The 16,614-nt window shown below is 74.2% G+C and carries 13 protein-coding genes; 9 read left to right on the top strand and 4 right to left on the bottom strand.

The features are described from left to right. Window positions 1-36: 36 nt before the first annotated feature. From AB0I11_RS07190 to uppS, 5 genes are all read left to right on the top strand, one after another. Window positions 37-2,106 (top strand): APC family permease, encoded by a 2,070-nt coding sequence (locus AB0I11_RS07190; protein ID WP_357314695.1) that lies wholly within the window; start codon window positions 37-39, stop codon window positions 2,104-2,106. Next, window positions 2,103-3,341 (top strand): TRAM domain-containing protein, encoded by a 1,239-nt coding sequence (locus tag AB0I11_RS07185; RefSeq protein WP_357314692.1) that lies wholly within the window; start codon window positions 2,103-2,105, stop codon window positions 3,339-3,341. The genes AB0I11_RS07190 and AB0I11_RS07185 overlap by 4 nt, the downstream gene beginning before the upstream one ends. A 13-nt stretch (window positions 3,342-3,354) precedes the next feature. Then, a complete protein-coding gene (locus tag AB0I11_RS07180) occupies window positions 3,355-4,566 on the top strand; it encodes an anhydro-N-acetylmuramic acid kinase (protein WP_357314690.1) in 1,212 nt (403 codons plus the stop codon). A gap of 70 nt (window positions 4,567-4,636) precedes the next feature. Then, window positions 4,637-6,583, top strand: coding sequence for a 1-deoxy-D-xylulose-5-phosphate synthase (dxs, locus tag AB0I11_RS07175; protein ID WP_357314685.1), 1,947 nt, complete (start codon window positions 4,637-4,639; stop codon window positions 6,581-6,583). 85 nt (window positions 6,584-6,668) lie between these two features. Beyond that, a complete protein-coding gene (gene uppS, locus AB0I11_RS07170) occupies window positions 6,669-7,451 on the top strand; it encodes a polyprenyl diphosphate synthase (protein WP_357314683.1) in 783 nt (260 codons plus the stop codon). Between the two features lie 118 nt (window positions 7,452-7,569). Here uppS and AB0I11_RS07165 read toward each other — a convergent pair whose 3' ends face one another. Both AB0I11_RS07165 and AB0I11_RS07160 read right to left on the bottom strand, forming a co-directional pair. After that, a complete protein-coding gene (locus AB0I11_RS07165) occupies window positions 7,570-7,764 on the bottom strand; it encodes a DUF397 domain-containing protein (RefSeq protein ID WP_357315085.1) in 195 nt (64 codons plus the stop codon). Beyond that, complete coding sequence (locus AB0I11_RS07160) at window positions 7,761-8,558, bottom strand: helix-turn-helix transcriptional regulator (protein WP_357314681.1); 798 nt, start codon at window positions 8,556-8,558, stop codon at window positions 7,761-7,763. The genes AB0I11_RS07165 and AB0I11_RS07160 overlap by 4 nt, the downstream gene beginning before the upstream one ends. Before the next feature lie 369 nt (window positions 8,559-8,927). Here AB0I11_RS07160 and AB0I11_RS07155 point away from each other — a divergent pair, with 369 nt between their 5' ends. Together AB0I11_RS07155 and AB0I11_RS07150 are read left to right on the top strand one after the other, a co-directional pair. Then, window positions 8,928-9,224 carry a hypothetical protein gene (locus tag AB0I11_RS07155; RefSeq protein ID WP_357314679.1) on the top strand — a complete coding sequence of 99 codons (297 nt, stop codon included), beginning with the start codon at window positions 8,928-8,930 and terminating at the stop codon, window positions 9,222-9,224. A 14-nt stretch (window positions 9,225-9,238) separates the two neighbouring features. Next, the gene (locus AB0I11_RS07150) at window positions 9,239-9,433 is read left to right on the top strand and encodes a hypothetical protein (protein ID WP_357315130.1); all 195 of its coding nucleotides are present in this window, start codon (window positions 9,239-9,241) and stop codon (window positions 9,431-9,433) included. 40 nt (window positions 9,434-9,473) lie between these two features. Here the strand turns inward: AB0I11_RS07150 and AB0I11_RS07145 are convergent, their stop codons facing one another. Further along, window positions 9,474-10,667 (bottom strand): hypothetical protein, encoded by a 1,194-nt coding sequence (locus AB0I11_RS07145; RefSeq protein ID WP_357314676.1) that lies wholly within the window; start codon window positions 10,665-10,667, stop codon window positions 9,474-9,476. A 160-nt stretch (window positions 10,668-10,827) separates the two neighbouring features. Between AB0I11_RS07145 and AB0I11_RS07140 the strand changes: the two genes are divergently transcribed. Both AB0I11_RS07140 and AB0I11_RS07135 read left to right on the top strand, forming a co-directional pair. Further along, window positions 10,828-12,822, top strand: coding sequence for a hypothetical protein (locus AB0I11_RS07140; RefSeq protein WP_357314674.1), 1,995 nt, complete (start codon window positions 10,828-10,830; stop codon window positions 12,820-12,822). Further along, the gene (locus AB0I11_RS07135) at window positions 12,780-14,591 is read left to right on the top strand and encodes a hypothetical protein (RefSeq protein WP_357314672.1); all 1,812 of its coding nucleotides are present in this window, start codon (window positions 12,780-12,782) and stop codon (window positions 14,589-14,591) included. The genes AB0I11_RS07140 and AB0I11_RS07135 overlap by 43 nt, the downstream gene beginning before the upstream one ends. 99 nt (window positions 14,592-14,690) lie before the next feature. On the opposite strand, the gene AB0I11_RS07130 is transcribed toward AB0I11_RS07135, so the two are convergent. After that, window positions 14,691-16,559 (bottom strand): hypothetical protein, encoded by a 1,869-nt coding sequence (locus tag AB0I11_RS07130; protein ID WP_357314670.1) that lies wholly within the window; start codon window positions 16,557-16,559, stop codon window positions 14,691-14,693. Window positions 16,560-16,614: the final 55 nt, after the last annotated feature.

Raw genomic sequence — 16,614 nt, 5'->3', positions numbered from 1 at the left:
ACCGCCCGACCGCGGGTGGCCGTACCCTTGGCGGTTGTGGCCCGACCCACCTCGCTGCTGAAGCGACTCCTCCTCGGTCGACCGTTCCGGTCCGACCGCCTCCAGCACACCCTCCTGCCCAAGCGGATCGCGCTGCCCGTGTTCGCCTCCGACGCGCTGTCCAGCGTCGCGTACGCGCCGGACGAGATCCTCTTGACGCTCTCCATCGCCGGGGCGTCGGCGTTCTTCTTCTCCCCCTGGATCGCGCTCGCGGTCGTCGTGGTCATGCTGACCGTGGTGGCGAGCTACCGGCAGAACGTGCACGCCTACCCGTCGGGCGGCGGCGACTACGAGGTGGCCACGGTCAACCTGGGGCCGCGTGCCGGTCTCGCGGTGGCCAGCGCCCTGCTCGTCGACTACGTGCTGACCGTGGCCGTGTCGGTCTCCTCCGGCGTGGCGAACCTCGGCTCGGTGGTGCCGTTCGTGGCCACCCACAAGGTGCTGATCGCGGTCAGCGCGGTGGTGCTGCTCACCGCCATGAACCTGCGCGGCCTGCGGGAGTCCGGCACCGCGTTCGCCGTACCGACCTACGGCTTCGTGATCGTCATCGGCGGCATGCTGCTCACCGGGCTCTTCCGGATCTTCATCCTCGGTGACGAGCTGCGCGCGCCCAGCGCCGGCCTGGAGATCCACGCCGAGCACAGCGTGACCGGCTTCGCCCTGGTCTTCCTGCTGCTGCGTACCTTCTCCTCCGGCTGCGCCGCGCTCACCGGCGTGGAGGCGATCTCCAACGGGGTGCCCGCGTTCAAGGCCCCGAAGTCGAAGAACGCGGCGACCACCCTGCTGCTGCTCGGCGCCATCGCGGTGAGCATGCTGGTCGGCATCATCTGGCTGTCCCGGCTGACCCGGCTCCAGTTCGTGGAGAACACCTCGCAGATCGTGTCCGGCCCCGACGGGTACGTGCAGAAGACCGTCACCACCCAGCTCGGCCAGACCGTCTTCGGCGACGGTTCGGTGCTGCTCTACGTCGTCGCCGGGATGACCGCGCTGATCCTGTTCCTGGCCGCCAACACCGCCTTCAACGGCTTCCCGGTGCTCGGCTCGATCCTGGCCCAGGACCGCTACCTGCCCCGCCAGCTGCACACCCGGGGCGACCGGTTGGCCTTCTCCAACGGCATCGTCTTCCTCGCCGTCTCCGCGGTGGTGCTGATCATCGGCTTCCAGGCCGAGGTGACCCGGCTGATCCAGCTCTACATCGTCGGGGTGTTCGTCTCGTTCACCCTCTCCCAGGCCGGCATGATCCGGCACTGGAACCGGCACCTGCGCACCGAGCGGGACCCGGAGGCGCGGCGGCGGATGGTCCGCTCCCGGGCGATCAACACCTTCGGCATGGCCCTGACCGGCGTCGTGCTGATCATCGTGCTGGTCACCAAGTTCCTGCTCGGCGCGTGGATCGCGATCGTCGCCATGGCGCTGATGTACGTGGTCATGCTGGCCATCCGCCGGCACTACGACCGGGTCGCCGCCGAGTTGGAGCCGACCGAGCAGCGAGCCGTACTGCCCGCCCGAAACCACGCCATCGTGCTGGTCAGCAAGCTGCACCAGCCGACCCTGCGGGCCGTCGCGTACGCCCGGGCGACCCGGCCGGACACGCTGACCGCGGTGACCGTGAACGTGGACGAGAAGGACACCCGCGATCTTCAGGCCGACTGGGAGCGACGGGAGCTGCCGGTGCCGCTGACCGTGATCGACTCCCCGTACCGGGAGATCACCCGCCCGATCCTCAACTTCGTCGCCTCGGTGCGCCGGGAGTCGCCGCGCGACGTGGTCACCGTCTTCATCCCCGAGTACGTGGTGGGCCGCTGGTGGGAGAACCTGCTGCACAACCAGAGCGCGCTGCGGCTCAAGGGGCGGCTGCTCTTCGAGCCGGGCGTGATGGTGACCAGCGTGCCGTGGCAGCTCGCCTCGACCGCCACCAAGAACCTGGACCGGCTCGACGCCACGCTGAGCCGGGGGCCGGCGCGCGGGCCCCGGGTGGCCCCGCGCAGCACCCTTCCGCCGACCGTCCCGCCGGCGGTCTCCGCGCCGCCCGGCGAGAACGCCCCGGGGGCGGGGGAGCGCCGGTGAGCGCGCCCGCCCGGTCCGGGCTGGAGGAGGCCGAACGGGTCGAGCTGACCGTCGACGCGGTCGCCCCGGGCGGGCACTGCGTGGCCCGGGTCGACGGGCAGGTGGTCTTCGTCCGGCACGCGCTGCCCGGCGAGCGGGTGATCGCCGAGATCACCGAGCTGCACCGCGGCTTCGCCCGGGCCGACGCGGTGCAGATCCTGGCCGCCGCCCCGGACCGCGTCGTGCCGCCCTGCCCGTACGCCCGGCCGGGCGCGTGCGGCGGCTGCGACCTGCAGCACGTCGCCCCGGCCGCCCAGCTCGACTGGAAGGCCACGGTGGTGCGCGAGCAGCTCACCCGGCTGGGCGGGCTCACCGACGGCGACATCGACGCGCTCGGCGTACGGGTCGAGGCGCTGCCCGGGGGCGTGCTGGGCTGGCGGTCCCGGGTCCGCTACGCGGTGGACGGGGCCGGCCGGGCCGGGCTGCTCAAGCACCGCTCGCACGAGGTGGTGCCGATCGACCGGTGCCGGATCGCCCACCCGGCGATCCAGGAGCTGCCGGTGCTCGCCCCGAGCGGCGCCCGCTGGCCGGACGCCGACGCGGTCGAGACGGTCGCCTCGACCGGCGGGGACGTCAGCGTCGTGGCGTACGCCGACGGGGCGCCCAGCCCGGTCAGCGGGCCGCAGCGGGTCCGCGAGGTGGCCGCCGGCCGGGACTGGACGCTGCCCGCGTCCGGCTTCTGGCAGGTGCACCCGGCCGCGGCGGACACCCTGGTCGGCGCGGTCCTCGACCTGCTCGACCCGGCCCCCGGCGAGACCGCCTGGGACCTGTACGGCGGCGCCGGCCTGTTCGCCGCGGCGCTCGCCGGCCGGGTCGGCGACGCCCGGGTCACCCTGGTCGAGTCGAGCCCCGACGGGGTGGCGGCGGCCCGGACCAACCTGGCCGACCTGCCCCGGGTCGAGGTGGTCGCCGCCCGGGTGGAGACCGCGCTGGCCCGCCGCCGGATCACCGGCCCGGTCGACCTGGTGGTGCTCGACCCGCCCCGCTCCGGCGCGGGCGCCCCGGTGGTGCGGGACATCGTCGCCGCCGGCCCGCGCGCGGTCGCCTACGTGGCCTGCGACCCGGCCGCCTTCGCCCGGGACGTGCACACCTTCACCGGGGCCGGCTGGCGGCTGGCCGCGCTGCGCGGGTTCGACCTGTTCCCGATGACCCAGCACGTCGAGCTGATCGGGCTGTTCCTGCCACCCGGCAGCTGACTAGCCTGGCCGGATGAAGATCGTCGGGCTGATGTCGGGCACCTCGTACGACGGGGTGGACGTGGTGGCGGCCGAGTTCACCGGGGACGGGGAGACGCTGGCCCTGCGCCCGCTCGGGCATCGGAGCCTGGACTACCCCGACGACCTGCGGGCCGAGATCGGCGCGCTGCTGCCCCCGGCGGCCACCACGATCGAGGCGGTCTGCCGGCTGGACAACCGCCTCGGCGAGGTCTTCGCCGGGGCGGCGGCGGTCGGCGTCGAACTGGCCGGCGGCCGGGTGGACGCGGTCGTCTCGCCCGGGCAGACCGTCTTCCACTGGGTCGAGGCGGGCCGGGTCCGGGGCACCCTCCAGCTCGGCGCGCCGGCCCGGGTGGCCGCGCGGGTGGGCGTACCGGTGCTGCACGACCTGCGCTCGGCGGACGTGGCGGCCGGCGGCCAGGGCGCTCCGCTGGTGCCGGCCTTCGACGCGCTGCTGCTCGACCCGGGCCCCACCGCGCCGGGCCCGGACGGCGCCGCCGGGCCGGGCTCGGCGGGCCGGGTCGGCCCGCGCGCGGCGCTCAACCTGGGCGGGATCGCCAACCTCACCGTCGTCGCGCCCGGCGCGCCCGTCCTCGGCTACGACGTGGGCCCGGCCAACGCCCTGCTGGACGCCGCGGCCCGGCGCTTCCTGGACCGACCCTGCGACACCGACGGGGCGCGCGCCGCGGCCGGCCGGGTGCACGACGGGCTGCTGGCCCTGCTGCTGGCCGAGCCGTACTACGCCGCGCCGCCACCCAAGTCGACCGGCAAGGAGCTGTTCCACGCCGGCTACCTGGACGCCGCGCTGGCCGCGCTGGACGAGCCGGTGGCCGTCGACGACGTGCTCGCCACGCTGACCGAGCTGACCGCCCGGACCGTCGCCGACGCCTGCGACCGGCACCGGGTCACCGAGGTCGTCGCCGCGGGCGGGGGAGTGCGCAACCCCACCCTCCGGGCCCGGCTGGCCGCGCTCGGCCAGGGGCGGTGGCGGCTGCGGACCACCGACGAGCTGGGGGTGCCGGCCCAGGCGAAGGAGGCGTACGCGTTCGCGCTGCTCGGCTGGCTCTCCTGGCACGGGCTGCCCGGGGCGATCCCGTCGGTCACCGGGGCGACCCGGGCCGCCGTGCTGGGCTCCTGGACCCCGGCCGGCCCGCCCGCCACGGCGGCCCCGGCGGTGCCGCCCCGCCGGCTGGTCGTCACCCCGTGAACCGGGCCCCCAGCTGGAAAGATCTACGGCCGAGCTGCGGGCTGTCGGGTGGCCGATAGACTCTTCGGTCATGAGTGTTGAAGAGGGCACGGCCAACCACGGCCGGCTGCTGGGCAGCGTCCGGGGTCCGCAGGACGTGAAGCGGATGACGGCCGAGCAGCTGGACATCCTCGCCGCCGAGATCCGTGACTTCCTGATCGCCAAGGTCTCCCGCACCGGTGGGCACGTCGGCCCGAACCTGGGTGTGGTCGAGCTGACCCTGGCCATGCACCGGGTCTTCGACTCGCCGCGCGACCGGCTCCTGTTCGACACCGGCCACCAGGCCTACGTACACAAGATCATCACCGGTCGGCAGGACGGCTTCGACAAGCTCCGCCAGCGCGGTGGCCTCTCCGGCTACCCGAACCAGGCCGAGAGCGAGCACGACCTGGTGGAGAACTCGCACGCCTCCACCGCGCTCTCCTACGCCGACGGGCTGGCCAAGGCGTACGCGCTGCGCGGCGAGAAGCGGGCGGTGGTCGCCGTGGTCGGTGACGGCGCGCTCACCGGCGGCATGTGCTGGGAGGCGCTGAACAACATCGCCACCGCCGGCAACCCCCTGGTGATCGTGGTCAACGACAACGGCCGGTCCTACTCGCCGACCATCGGCGGCCTCGCCGACCACCTGTCGTCGCTGCGGCTCAACCCCGGCTACGAGAAGGTGCTCGACACCGTCAAGGACGCGCTGGGCAACACCCCGTTCGTCGGCAAGCCGATGTACGAGGTGCTGCACGCGGTCAAGAAGGGCATCAAGGACGCGGTCGCCCCGCAGGCGATGTTCGAGGACCTCGGCATCAAGTACGTCGGCCCGGTCGACGGCCACGACGTCCCCGCCGTCGAGACGGCGCTGCGCGCCGCGAAGAACTTCGGCGGCCCGGTGATCGTGCACGCCGTCACCCGCAAGGGCTACGGCTACCGTCCCGCCGAGGAAGACGAGGCGGACTGCCTGCACGGTCCGGGCGCGTTCGACGCCGAGACCGGCAAGCTGCTCGCCGTGCCGTCGGTGAAGTGGACCAACGTCTTCGCCGACGAGCTGGTCGCCATCGCCGACGAGCGGCCCGACGTGGTCGGCATCACCGCCGCCATGGCCGAGCCCACCGGCATCGCCACCCTGGCCCGCAAGTACCCCGAGCGGGTCTACGACGTGGGCATCGCCGAGCAGCACGCGGCCACCTCGGCGGCCGGCCTGGCCATGGGCGGGCTGCACCCGGTGGTCGCCGTCTACGCCACCTTCCTCAACCGCGCCTTCGACCAGGTCCTGCTGGACGTGGCGATGCACCGGCTGCCGGTGACGTTCGTGCTGGACCGGGCCGGCATCACCGGCCCGGACGGGCCCAGCCACTACGGCATCTGGGACATGTCGGTCTTCGGCGTGGTGCCCGGGCTGCGGATCGCCGCGCCCCGCGACTCCGCCACCCTGCGCGAGGAGCTGCGCGAGGCGGTCGCCGTCGACGACGGGCCGACCATCCTGCGCTTCCCGACCGGCACCGTCGCCGCCGACCTGCCGGCCCTGCGCCGGGTCGGCCCGGTCGACGTGCTCGCCGAGTCGGCGCGTACCGACGTGCTGCTGGTCGCGGTCGGTTCCTTCGCCGGCCTCGGCATGGAGGTCGCCACCCGGGTCGCCGAGCAGGGCTACGGGGTCACCGTGGTCGACCCGCGCTGGGTCCGCCCGGTCCCGGCCGAGCTGGTCGAGTTGGCCGCCGGGCACCGCCTGGTGGTCACCGTCGAGGACGGGGTCCGGGTCGGCGGCGTGGGTTCCGCGCTGGCCCAGGCGATGCGGGACGCGGACGTCCGGGTGCCGGTGAAGGACCTGGGCGTACCGGCCGGCTGGCACCCGCACGGGACCCGGGCGCAGATCCTCGCCGACCTCGGCCTGACCGCCCAGGACGTGGCCCGCGACGTGACCGGCTGGATCTCCGGCCTGGACGCGCAGCCGGTCGAGCCGCACCAGGCCGACCAGGCCGCCGCCAAGAACTGACCCCGACCACGCCGAACGGGCGGCCCCGGCCTCGCGCCAGGGCCGCCCGTTCCGTTTTGGCCGCCGGATGTGGTGGGATCTGACCATGATCGAGTCCATTCGTCGCGTGGCCTACCAGCTGTACGACCGCCGCCTGCGCGCCCAACTGGCCGACGTTCCACGGCCGCGGCACGTCGCCATGGCGATGGACGGAAACCGCCGGTGGGCCCGCCAGATGGGCTTCGACGACCCCAGCCTGGGCCACCGGTACGGGGCGGAGCACATCGACGAGGTGCTGAGCTGGTGCGCCGAACTCGGTATCCCGCACGTGACGCTCTACGTCGCCTCCGTCGACAACGTGCGCAAGCGGGCGTCCGACGAGGTGGAACACCTGATGCACATGATCGAACAGGTCGTCGCGGAGCCGCTCCTGCACCCGGGCAACCCGTGGCGGCTGCACCTGGCCGGCCGGCTGGACGTCCTGCCCGACTCCACCCGCCACGCCCTGAAGCTGGCGGCGGACGCCACCGGTGAGCGCGGTGGCGACTTCCACCTCACCGTGGCGGTCGGCTACGACGGCCGCGAGGAGATCGTCAACGCCGTTCGTGCACTGCTGGAGGAGGCGGCGCGAGCCGGTGCGACCCCCGAGGACGTGGCGCGCGAGCTGACCGTCGAGGACATCGCGGCGCACCTGTACACCGGCGGCCGACCCGACCCGGATCTGATCATCCGTACCAGTGGAGAACGGCGGATGTCGGGCTTCCTGCTGTGGCAGGCCGCCTACTCGGAGTTGTACTTCTGCGACGTGTACTGGCCCGGCTTCCGGAAGATCGACTTCCTGCGCGCCCTGCGTTCCTACGCGGCGCGTAGCCGGCGCTTCGGGGCATGACGGCCGTACCCGGGGCCCACCGCACCGCCCCAACCCTGGTGATCATGAGGTTGGCCGCGCCTGCCGCGACGCGGAAGCCCTCCAGCGCGACCACTGGAGGGCTTCCGTCACGGGTACGTCAGCCGAGGGGGCCGATCCGCTTGGCCAGGTCCAGGAAGGACCGCCACGATGCGGGGCTGAGGCGCAGGGTGCCGCCGTCGCGGTCCTTGGTGTCGCGGACCAGCACGACACCCGGCAGGTTGTCGGCGACCTCCACGCAGGAGCCGCCGTTGCCGCCGGACCGGGTCGACTTCCGCCACTGAGGGGTGGTCACGTCCATGACTTCGCCACTTCCTTGATCCGTTCGATTGACTGGCGGCGGGGAAGTGCCTCGTTCCGCACGACCTCCCACGTCTTCGCCAGCCTAGCAACGTCGGCCGGCGCATCGACGATCTGCGCGGTGAGCTGGTTGTCCGCATGGGCCACGCGGGTGCCGTCGGACAGTTCCGCGATGATGAACTGACCGGCCAGCCCCAGGTACATGCCGGCGTCGACGGGCACCACGTGCAGCTGGACGTGTTCGAGCGCGGTCAGCTCCACCAGGTGGTCGAACTGTTCGGCCATCAGGCCCGGCGCGTCGAGCACCGGCCGGCGGAGCACCGACTCGTCCACGACCGCGATGAGCTGCGGCGGGCGCTGCCGGCTCAGGATGGCCTGCCGCTCCAGTCGGCTCGCCACGATGCGGTCGCACTCCTCAGCGGTGAACCGGCCGCCGGCCAGTGTCGCCCGGGCGTATCGCTCGGTCTGGAGCAGCCCCGGGAGGTAGGCCAGCTCGAACCAGCGCAGCGTGGTCGCCTCCCGCTCGAACTCGATCCACTCGCGCAGCCAGATCGGATGGGTGTCCAGCGGCGCCAGCTCGCGGAGCATCCGCTCGAACCGGCCCCCGGTGGCGAACTGGTCGTCGATTGCCTTCGTGTATTCCCTGGTCGGGGCGCGTCCGCCGGTCTCGACCGAGCTGACATGTGACCCGGAATAGCCGATCTTCCGGCCGAACTCCTCCTGACTCAACTTGACCGACACCCGGAACAGGCGCAGCTCGCCGAGCACGTAGTTCGTTGCGGTCCCCATCGCTTCCCCAACCTCTGCCCAGTCTTGACGGCGGATTGCCCACGGCTGCCCAACTACCCATCTGACCTGCACGGATGGGGCGAGCATCTGTCGACAGTAGTCGGGTCCTCAGCAGACTGTCACCGGTGCGGATCCCGTCCGCGCAGTCCCCTTCGAGGAGGTTCCGGTGCGTATCCGATGGTTCCGGCGGCAGAGCCCCGCGCGCGTGGCACGGGCGTCCTGCCGACCCGCATGGGTCTGGCAGCCCACCGCGTCGCTGCCCCGCATCGAGTCCGGGCGCGCCGGCAACCTGACCCCGGCGCAGCAGTGGCGCGCGAACGGGGGCCGCCCGTGATCACGACGAGGCTGCCGACGCCCGGACCGGGGCCAGTGCCCGATCACCCCCGCAGCTACGGGCCCGGCACGCCGCACACGCCGCTGCGCCCCTCGTGGGCCTGCCGGGCCGACGGTGAACCCTGGCCCTGCGCGCGCGCCCGGCTCGCCCTCAAGGCCGAGTACGACCGCAACCTTCCGGCCCTGACCATCTACCTCGCCGGCCTGATGTACGAATCGATGCGCGACCTGTACCACCTGAACCCGCACGACGGTCCCGGTCCGCAGCAGATGTACCGGCGTTTCCTCGGGTGGAGCCCGTTCCGGCGGCCGATCGTCGAGCTGCCGGAATGAGTCGAGTTGCCGGAATGAGCAGCGAATGGCGGGTTCTGGCGGTGCATCTGGCGGGCGTGGACGGCATGTGCACCGGCTGCCGGGCCTGGTGGTCCCGGCTCACCCCGTACCCGTGCTGGCAGGTGGACTGGGCGACCAGCCGGCAGGCGCGCCACTTGACCGCACAGGTGCTCGGCCACCGGATCGGGGACGTAGCGGGGTCCTGGTGAGGTGGACACCGCCACTTCGCCGAGTTGGCCACCAAGCGGGTCAGCGGCCGCCCACCGACCGGTACCAGGTCTTGTCGGTGCCGGCCAGGCTGAACGTCTGCTTGCGCTCCGGCTGCGGCACCACCACCAGCCCGGGGCGCTCCACCAGGCGCTGCGTCCCCGGCGGGGCGGCGAACGAGGCGTCCCGGTTGGTGCGCCAGCTCAGCACCGCCAGCGGCTGCCCCGGCACCGGCAGGTGGTAGGCCTGCAGGGTGGTGGACCGGTCGGCCGGGGAGAACACCGGCGGGCCGCCGTCGGCCGGCCGGTAGACCACCGAGGTCATCGTGTCGGAGGCGCTCTCCCAGGTCAGCTGCTCCAGGTCACCCGGCGCGCCGCCACCCAGCGCCACCTCGCCCAGCGACCGCACCGCGATCTTCGCCATCGGCCAGGAGTCCGGCGCCGAGCGGGGCGCGCTCCGGTCACCGATCCGGCGCGGGATGCTGCCGAACGGGCCCTTCTCGCCGGCCAGCGCGCAGGTGTCCAGCCCGGCCAGGGCGCGCCTGCCGGAGCCCGTCTCGTCGCGGACCAGCGGGTAGCGCGGGTCCTCGATGCCCGTACCCAGGTCGAGGACGCGGTCGGCGGCCCGGCCGCGCGGCAGGGACCGGGTGGCCCGCAGCGTCGCGGTCAGCTGCACCGCCCGGCAGGCCGGCACGGCGACCGGCTCGGTGAGGCCGTCGGTGCGGGGCAGTTCCCGGCCGTCCGGGCCGAGCAGCCGCTGCACCCGGGCCGAGAGCAGGTAGCGTCGGCCGTCGCCGGCCCGGACCGGCAGCACGTCGGAGTAGACCAGGTAGCCGGGGTCGGTGTACTCGGTGGCGTGGTCGACCCGCCAGCGGTCCCCGTCACGGCCCAGTTGCAGCAGCCAGGAGGCGCTCTCGCCGGGCACGTCGGCGGCGACCAGGGCCAGCGGCGCGCCGCCGGCCAGACCCGACCAGAGGATGCCGGACGAGGGCAGGTGCGCCCGGTCGTCGACCGGGGAGCGCCAGTCCCGCACCGCCCGGCTGATCCCGGCGGTGGCGGCGCCGTCCCTGGCCAGGCCGCCCCGGGGGGGCCAGACGGCGACCGGCCCGTCGAGGCTGTCGTAGCCGACCCGCAGGTGCGCCGGCTGCCGTTCGGCGACCGGCCCGCAGCCGGCCGCGGCTAGCAGCAGGGTCAGCAGTGCGGTGGCCGTCGTGCCGCGTCGGCGGACTGAAGCCACCTGTGCGCCCCCCGATCGCGTCGCCGGTCGTGTTCGAAAGCCACATGGTACGAGACGGCCAGCCGTCCGGCCGCGACCGGCTCACCTCTTCGGCGGGTCCCACAAGGGACGGCCGTGGCGATTCGTGGTCAATTGCCGACTCCGGTAGACTCCGCCGACTGTGACGCCTCCCGAGCCCCGTGGCGAGTCGCCGCCGGACGCCGACGCCCCGACGCGCTCCGCCTCCGTCACCCTCGCCGACCCGCCGGAGACCCTCGCGGACCCGGCGAAGGCCCTCGCCGACCCGCCGGAGGCCCTCGCGGACCCGGCGGAGCCCCGTGCCGACCCGGCGGAGGCCCTCGCGGCGCCCGCCGCCGACCCGCCGACCACCCGGCGGCTCCGGCTCCGGCTGCGGGCCGCGCAGCCGCAGCGGTGGCGGTGGACGCCCCGCCGGCAGGACCTCGCGGTGTACGCCGTCTTCCTGCTCGCCGCGCTCTGGGTGACCAGCCGGATCTGGGCCGACCCCGCCGGCCGGGTGGCCGCCCTCTACAGCAGCGACCCGGCGCAGGTGCAGTTCTTCCTGGCCCACTCGGTACGCGTGGTGCTGCACGGGGAGTTCCCGTTCTACACCGACCAGTTCAACTATCCGGACGGGGTCAACCTGATGGCGAACACCGCCATCCTGGCCCTGGGCATCCCGATGGTGCCGGTCACCCTCCTCTTCGGACCGGCCGTCTCCTTCGTGGCGTTGGTCACCCTCGGCCTCGCCGGCACCGCCGCGGCCTGGTACCGGGTGCTCTCCCGGCACGTCGTGCGGACCCGGTTGGCCGCCGCCGTCGGCGCCTGGTTCTGCGGGTTCTCGCCGGCGATGCTCTCGCACGCCAACTGGCACCCCAACATCATTTCGCAGTTCCTGCTGCCGTTCATCGTCTGGCGGGTGCTGGTGCTGACCCGCTCCACCCGCCCGGTCCGCGACGGCGCGCTGCTCGCCCTGCTGGTCACCGCGCAGGCGTTCATCAACGAGGAGATCCTGCTCTTCACCGCGCTGGCCTGCGGCGTCTTCCTGCTCGCGGTGGTCGTCCAGCGGCCCGAGCAGTGGGCCGCCGCCTGGCGCCCGCTCGGCGCCGGCCTGGCGGTCTGCGCGCTGCTCGCCGGGGCGCTGCTGGCGTACCCGCTCTACGTGCAGTTCGCCGGGCCGATGGCGTACCACGGGCTGAGCGACACGGTGCGTGACTACGGCAACGACATCGCCTCGTTCTTCACCCCGGGCTCGCCGACCCTCGGCGGCAACGAGCGGGCCAACGTCGACCTGGCCCCGAACTACTCCGAGGAGAACGCCTTCTTCGGCTGGAGCCTCGCCCTGCTGACCGTCGGCATCGTGCTCTGGCTGCGGCGGGAGGTGCTGGTCCGGGCGCTCGCGGTGACCGGGGCGCTGTTCGCCGTGCTCTCCCTCGGCGAGCGGGTGTCCTGGTGGGACCGGGACCTGTTCACCGGGCCGTGGGAGCTGCTGGTCCGGCTGCCGCTGCTCGACGCGGTGGTGCCGACCCGGTTCGGCCTGATCACCACCGTGGTGGTCGGGGTGCTGCTGGCGTTCGCCGTGGAACGGGCCGCCGCGCTGCGGATCCCGGACCGGCGGACGGTCCGGACGTTGACCGTCGCCGGCCTGGTGCTGGCGCTGCTGCCCATCGCGCCGATGCCGTTGCAGGTCACCAGCCGCCCGCCGGTGCCGAAGTTCATCACCGCCGACCGCTGGCGGCAGTACGTCGGCCCGGACCAGACCCTGGTCTCGGTGCCCGTGCCGAGCATGGGCAACACCGACCCGATGCGCTGGGCGGCCAGCACCGACCTGGCCTTCAAGATCCCCGGCGGTTACTTCCTCGCCCCGCGCAACGGGGTCACCGGCGACCCGGGGCGGTTCGGCGGCCGGCCCAGCGGCATCGGTGACCTGCTCAAGGAGGTCGCCGCCACCGGGCGTACGCCGAAGCTGGACGACCGGCAGCGGCGGCGCTTCCTCGACGAACTGCGGCACTGGCGGGCCGCCATCGTGGTGCTGCCGCTGGACGAGCCGAACGCCGAGCCGCTGCGGCGGACCGTCGAGCAGCTCGTCGGACCGGCCCGGCAGGAGCTGGACGTGTGGTTGTGGGACGTCCGGACACTGACCAACCCGTCGCTCTGAGCGCGCGCGCCGACGCGCGGGACCGGGCGGCCGGCGCCGCCCCGACGCCGCGCGCCCGCCGCCGGCGGCCCCGGCCGGTCGACGCGTTCGTGGTGACCGGCTACCTGCTGCTGGCCGTGCTGCTCACCAGCGACCAGTGGCGCCGCCCGGAGCGGCTGTTCCACCAGGCCGGCGACCAGATCCTGTTCGAGTGGATGCTGGCCCGCGCCGCCCGGGCGGTGGCCGGCGGCGAGAACCCGCTGCACAGCACCGCGCTGAACGCCCCGGACGGGGTGAACCTGATGGCCAACACCTCGGTGCTCGGGCTGGGTGTGCCGCTCACCCCGGTCACCCTGCTCCTCGGCTCCCAGGCCGCCTTCCTGGTCGCCGTCGTGGCCTGCCTGGCCGGCACCGCCACCGCCTGGTACGCGCTGCTGGCCCGCCGTCTGGTCCGGTCCCGGGCCGCCGCCGCGGTCGGCGGGCTCTGCTGCGGCTTCGCCCCCGGCATGGTGGCGCAGGCCGGGGCGCACCTGCACATGGCCGCCCAGTTCCTGGTCCCGGTGATCCTCGCCCTGGTGTTCAACCCGGACGTCCGGCGGGTCCGGCGGGACGGGGTGCTGCTCGGCCTGGCCGTCGCGTACCAGGTCTTCCTCGGCGAGGAGCTGCTGGCCTTCCTCGCCCTGGCCGCCGGGGTGTTCGCCGGGGCGTACGCGCTGGCCGACCCGGCGGCGGCCCGGCGGCTGGCGCCCGCGGTGGCCCGCCGGCTGGGCGTCGGCGCCCTGGTCGCCGGGGCGCTGCTGGCGTACCCGCTGTGGTTCCAGTTCGCCGGCCCGGGCCACTACCGCGGGATGCCGTTCTTCGCCCGCGGATTCCGGCTCGACCTGGCCTCGTTCACCGCCATGGCCCGGCAGAGCGTCGCCGGCAACGAGCACCGCGCCGGGCTGCTGTCGCCGAACCCGACCGAGCAGAACTCCTTCTTCGGGCCGTTCCTGCCGCTGCTCGCCGTGCTCGTGGTGGTCCGGCTGTGGCGGCGGCCCCTGGTCCGCGCCCTGGCGGCCTGCGCGGCGCTGTTCGCCCTGCTCTCGCTCGGCGCGACGATCGTGGTGAACCGGCACGACACCGGGCTGCCCGGCCCGTACCGGCTGCTGGCCGGGGTGCCGCTGCTGGAGCTGGCGGTGCCGGCCCGGTTCGCGCTGGTCTGCGTACCGGTGCTCGGGGTGCTGCTGGCACTGGCGCTGGACCGGGTCCGGCACCGGCCGGCCCGGACCTGGGCGCCGTGGGCGGGCGCGGTCGCCGCCGCGCTGCTGCCGCTGGTCCCGACGCCGATCCGGACCGTGCCGGCGCCGCCGGTGCCGGCGTTCGTCGCCGCCGGCGACTGGCGCGGGTACGTGCCCGCCGGCCGGACCGTGGTGCCGGTGCCGCCGGTGACCGGGGCGGCGGTGAGCCCGGGAATGCTCTGGTCGGCGCGCACCGGGCTGGTCTTCGACGCGCCCGGCGGCTACTTCATCGGACCGGCCGCCCCGGACGACCCGACCGCCCGCTGGGGCGCGCCGGACCGGCCCACCTCGCGGCTGCTGCGCCGGGCCGCCGAGCTCGGCCAGGTGCCGCCGGTCGGCGACACGGAACGCCGGCAGGCGGTCGAGGACCTGCGGCACTGGCGGGCCGCGGTGCTGGTGCAGACGCCGTCGGCCCCCGGCGACCCGGTCCGCGCCACGATCGACGCGCTGGTCGGGCCGGGCCGGGACGCGGCCGGCGCGCACATCTGGGACGTCCGCCCTCTGGTCGGCTGAGCCCCATCCCCGGCCGGCGAGGGCGCCCGGCCCGGCCGGCGAGCGGCCGTCGCGCCGCAGCGGAGGGGTTGAGCGGGGGTCCCTCCACTACCGGAGGCGTTACGCGGGGACCCGGTCGCGGACGTCCCAGAGCCAGACGTCGTCGACGCGCTGCGGCGGGCCCAGTAGCTGGGTCATCAGCTCGCGCAGCACCGCCTCGCGCGGGTGGGCGCCGAGCACCACCACCGACGCCTTCCAGAAGCGCAGGTCCTCGACGGCCTGCCGGCGGTTCTCGTCGGTGACCGCCGGCACCCGGTCGGCGTCCATGGTGGCGTAGATGAGCGTGCTGGTCGGCCGGTTCGGCGCGCCGAAGACCCCCTCGCCCTTCTCGTTCGGGCCGATGAAGTAGCCGCCCGGGACCGGGAACTCCTGCCGGCTCAGCGCGCTCCAGCGCAGCGTGGGCAGGCCGTGCACGTTGCTCGGGATGGGCACCGGCACCAGGGTGCGGCCGTCCGGCACGTACGGCCGCCAGGTGCCCGCGGTGATGAAGTGCGGGGGCGGGTCGATCTGCTGGGCCGGCAGCGGCCGGGGCAGCAGCGGCAGCAGCGCGGCCACGATCGCCGCGTACCCGAGGCCGCGCAGCCAGCCGCGGCGACGCCCGGCGGCCCGCGCCGGCTCGTCGACCGGGCGGCGCGGGGCGGGCACCGGCGGGCGGCCGCCCCCGGCCAGGGCGTTCCAGGCCAGCGCGAGCAGCACGCCGACCGCGCCCGCCACCACCAGGCTCAGCCGGGTCGGCATCATCATCTCGACCAGCGGCAGGTCGTCCGGGACGTACGCCCAGGGACCGTTCACCGTGGTCTCCACGCCGTCGAAGCGCACCTTCGGGCCGATCGCGGCGATGGTGAAGACCACCACCAGCACCGCGACGATCCGGGCCGGCAGGGAGCGGCGCACCAGCAGCACCAGGGCGATCAGCGCGACCAGCACCAGCGGCCAACCGAACCAGGTGTTCTGCTCGGTCAGCCCGATGGTCTGCTCGACCGCCTCGTCACCGGCGACGGTGTCCCGGGCGAAGGTGACGAAGGCCATCAGGTCCTCGCCCCAGCTGTGGAAGACGCCGCCCTGCAACCCCCGGTAGGACTGCGGACCGTTGAACTGGAACCAGATCGGGTACGCGGTCAGCAGCAGCGTCACCGCGCAGCCCACCCCGACCGCGGCCAGGAAGGTGCCGGCCCGCTCCCAGGCGGCCCGGGGCCGCTGCGCCACGTACGCGGCCACGACGACCAGGCAGGCCAGCGCGGTGAGCAGCAGCATCTCCTCGTTGATGAAGATCTGGTACGCCACCAGCAGGCCGAGCACCACGCCGTTGCGCCGCCAGCGCCCGGGCTCGCCCAGCCGCAGCACCCGCACCACGATGAGCGGGAGCAGGAAGTTGGAGACGAAGTTGGGCTGCCCGTTGGCGTGGTGCACGATGCCCGGGGCGAAGCCCAGGAACGCGCCGCCGACGAAGGCCGCCGCGCGGGAGCGCACCAGGTGCCGGGAGAGCATCCAGTACGAGGTGGCCGCCGTCGCCGACAGCGCCGCGCCCAGGTAGAGCGCGTACATCACCTGCGGACCGAGCAGCATGGTCAGCGGCGCCAGCGGCAGCGTCACGCCCAGCAGCGACGTGTTCGCCATCATGTTCACCCCGTCCGGGGCGTTCTGGCGGCTGGTGAACAGCGGGTTCTCCAGGTGCCGGACCGAGTAGGCGCCGTGCTCGAAGAGCCACTCGAACCAGCTGTGGTCGGTCGGCAGGTGCGAGGAGACCCGGTGCTGGACGTCCCCCCAGTAGTTGAGGCAGACGAGAACGCCGAGGAGCGCATAGGCTGCGATCGCCAACACGTCGGCGCGGCTCGGTCCGCGTCGGGGCCGGCGCGGTGTTTCGGCCGCGACGGGCTCGACCGCGACGGACGACGAGTTGAGCGAGGGGTCTACCACCGGCACAGCCACGACGGGCCATCGTACAGGCGGCGCGACGTCCGCCCGGCCGGCCGGTGGACCCGGT

This window comes from Micromonospora sp. NPDC050495, assembly GCF_040655175.1.
GTDB lineage: Bacteria > Actinomycetota > Actinomycetes > Mycobacteriales > Micromonosporaceae > Micromonospora.
Note: the sequence above shows the minus strand (reverse complement) of the source record. Positions and strands in the feature narration are given on the sequence as shown.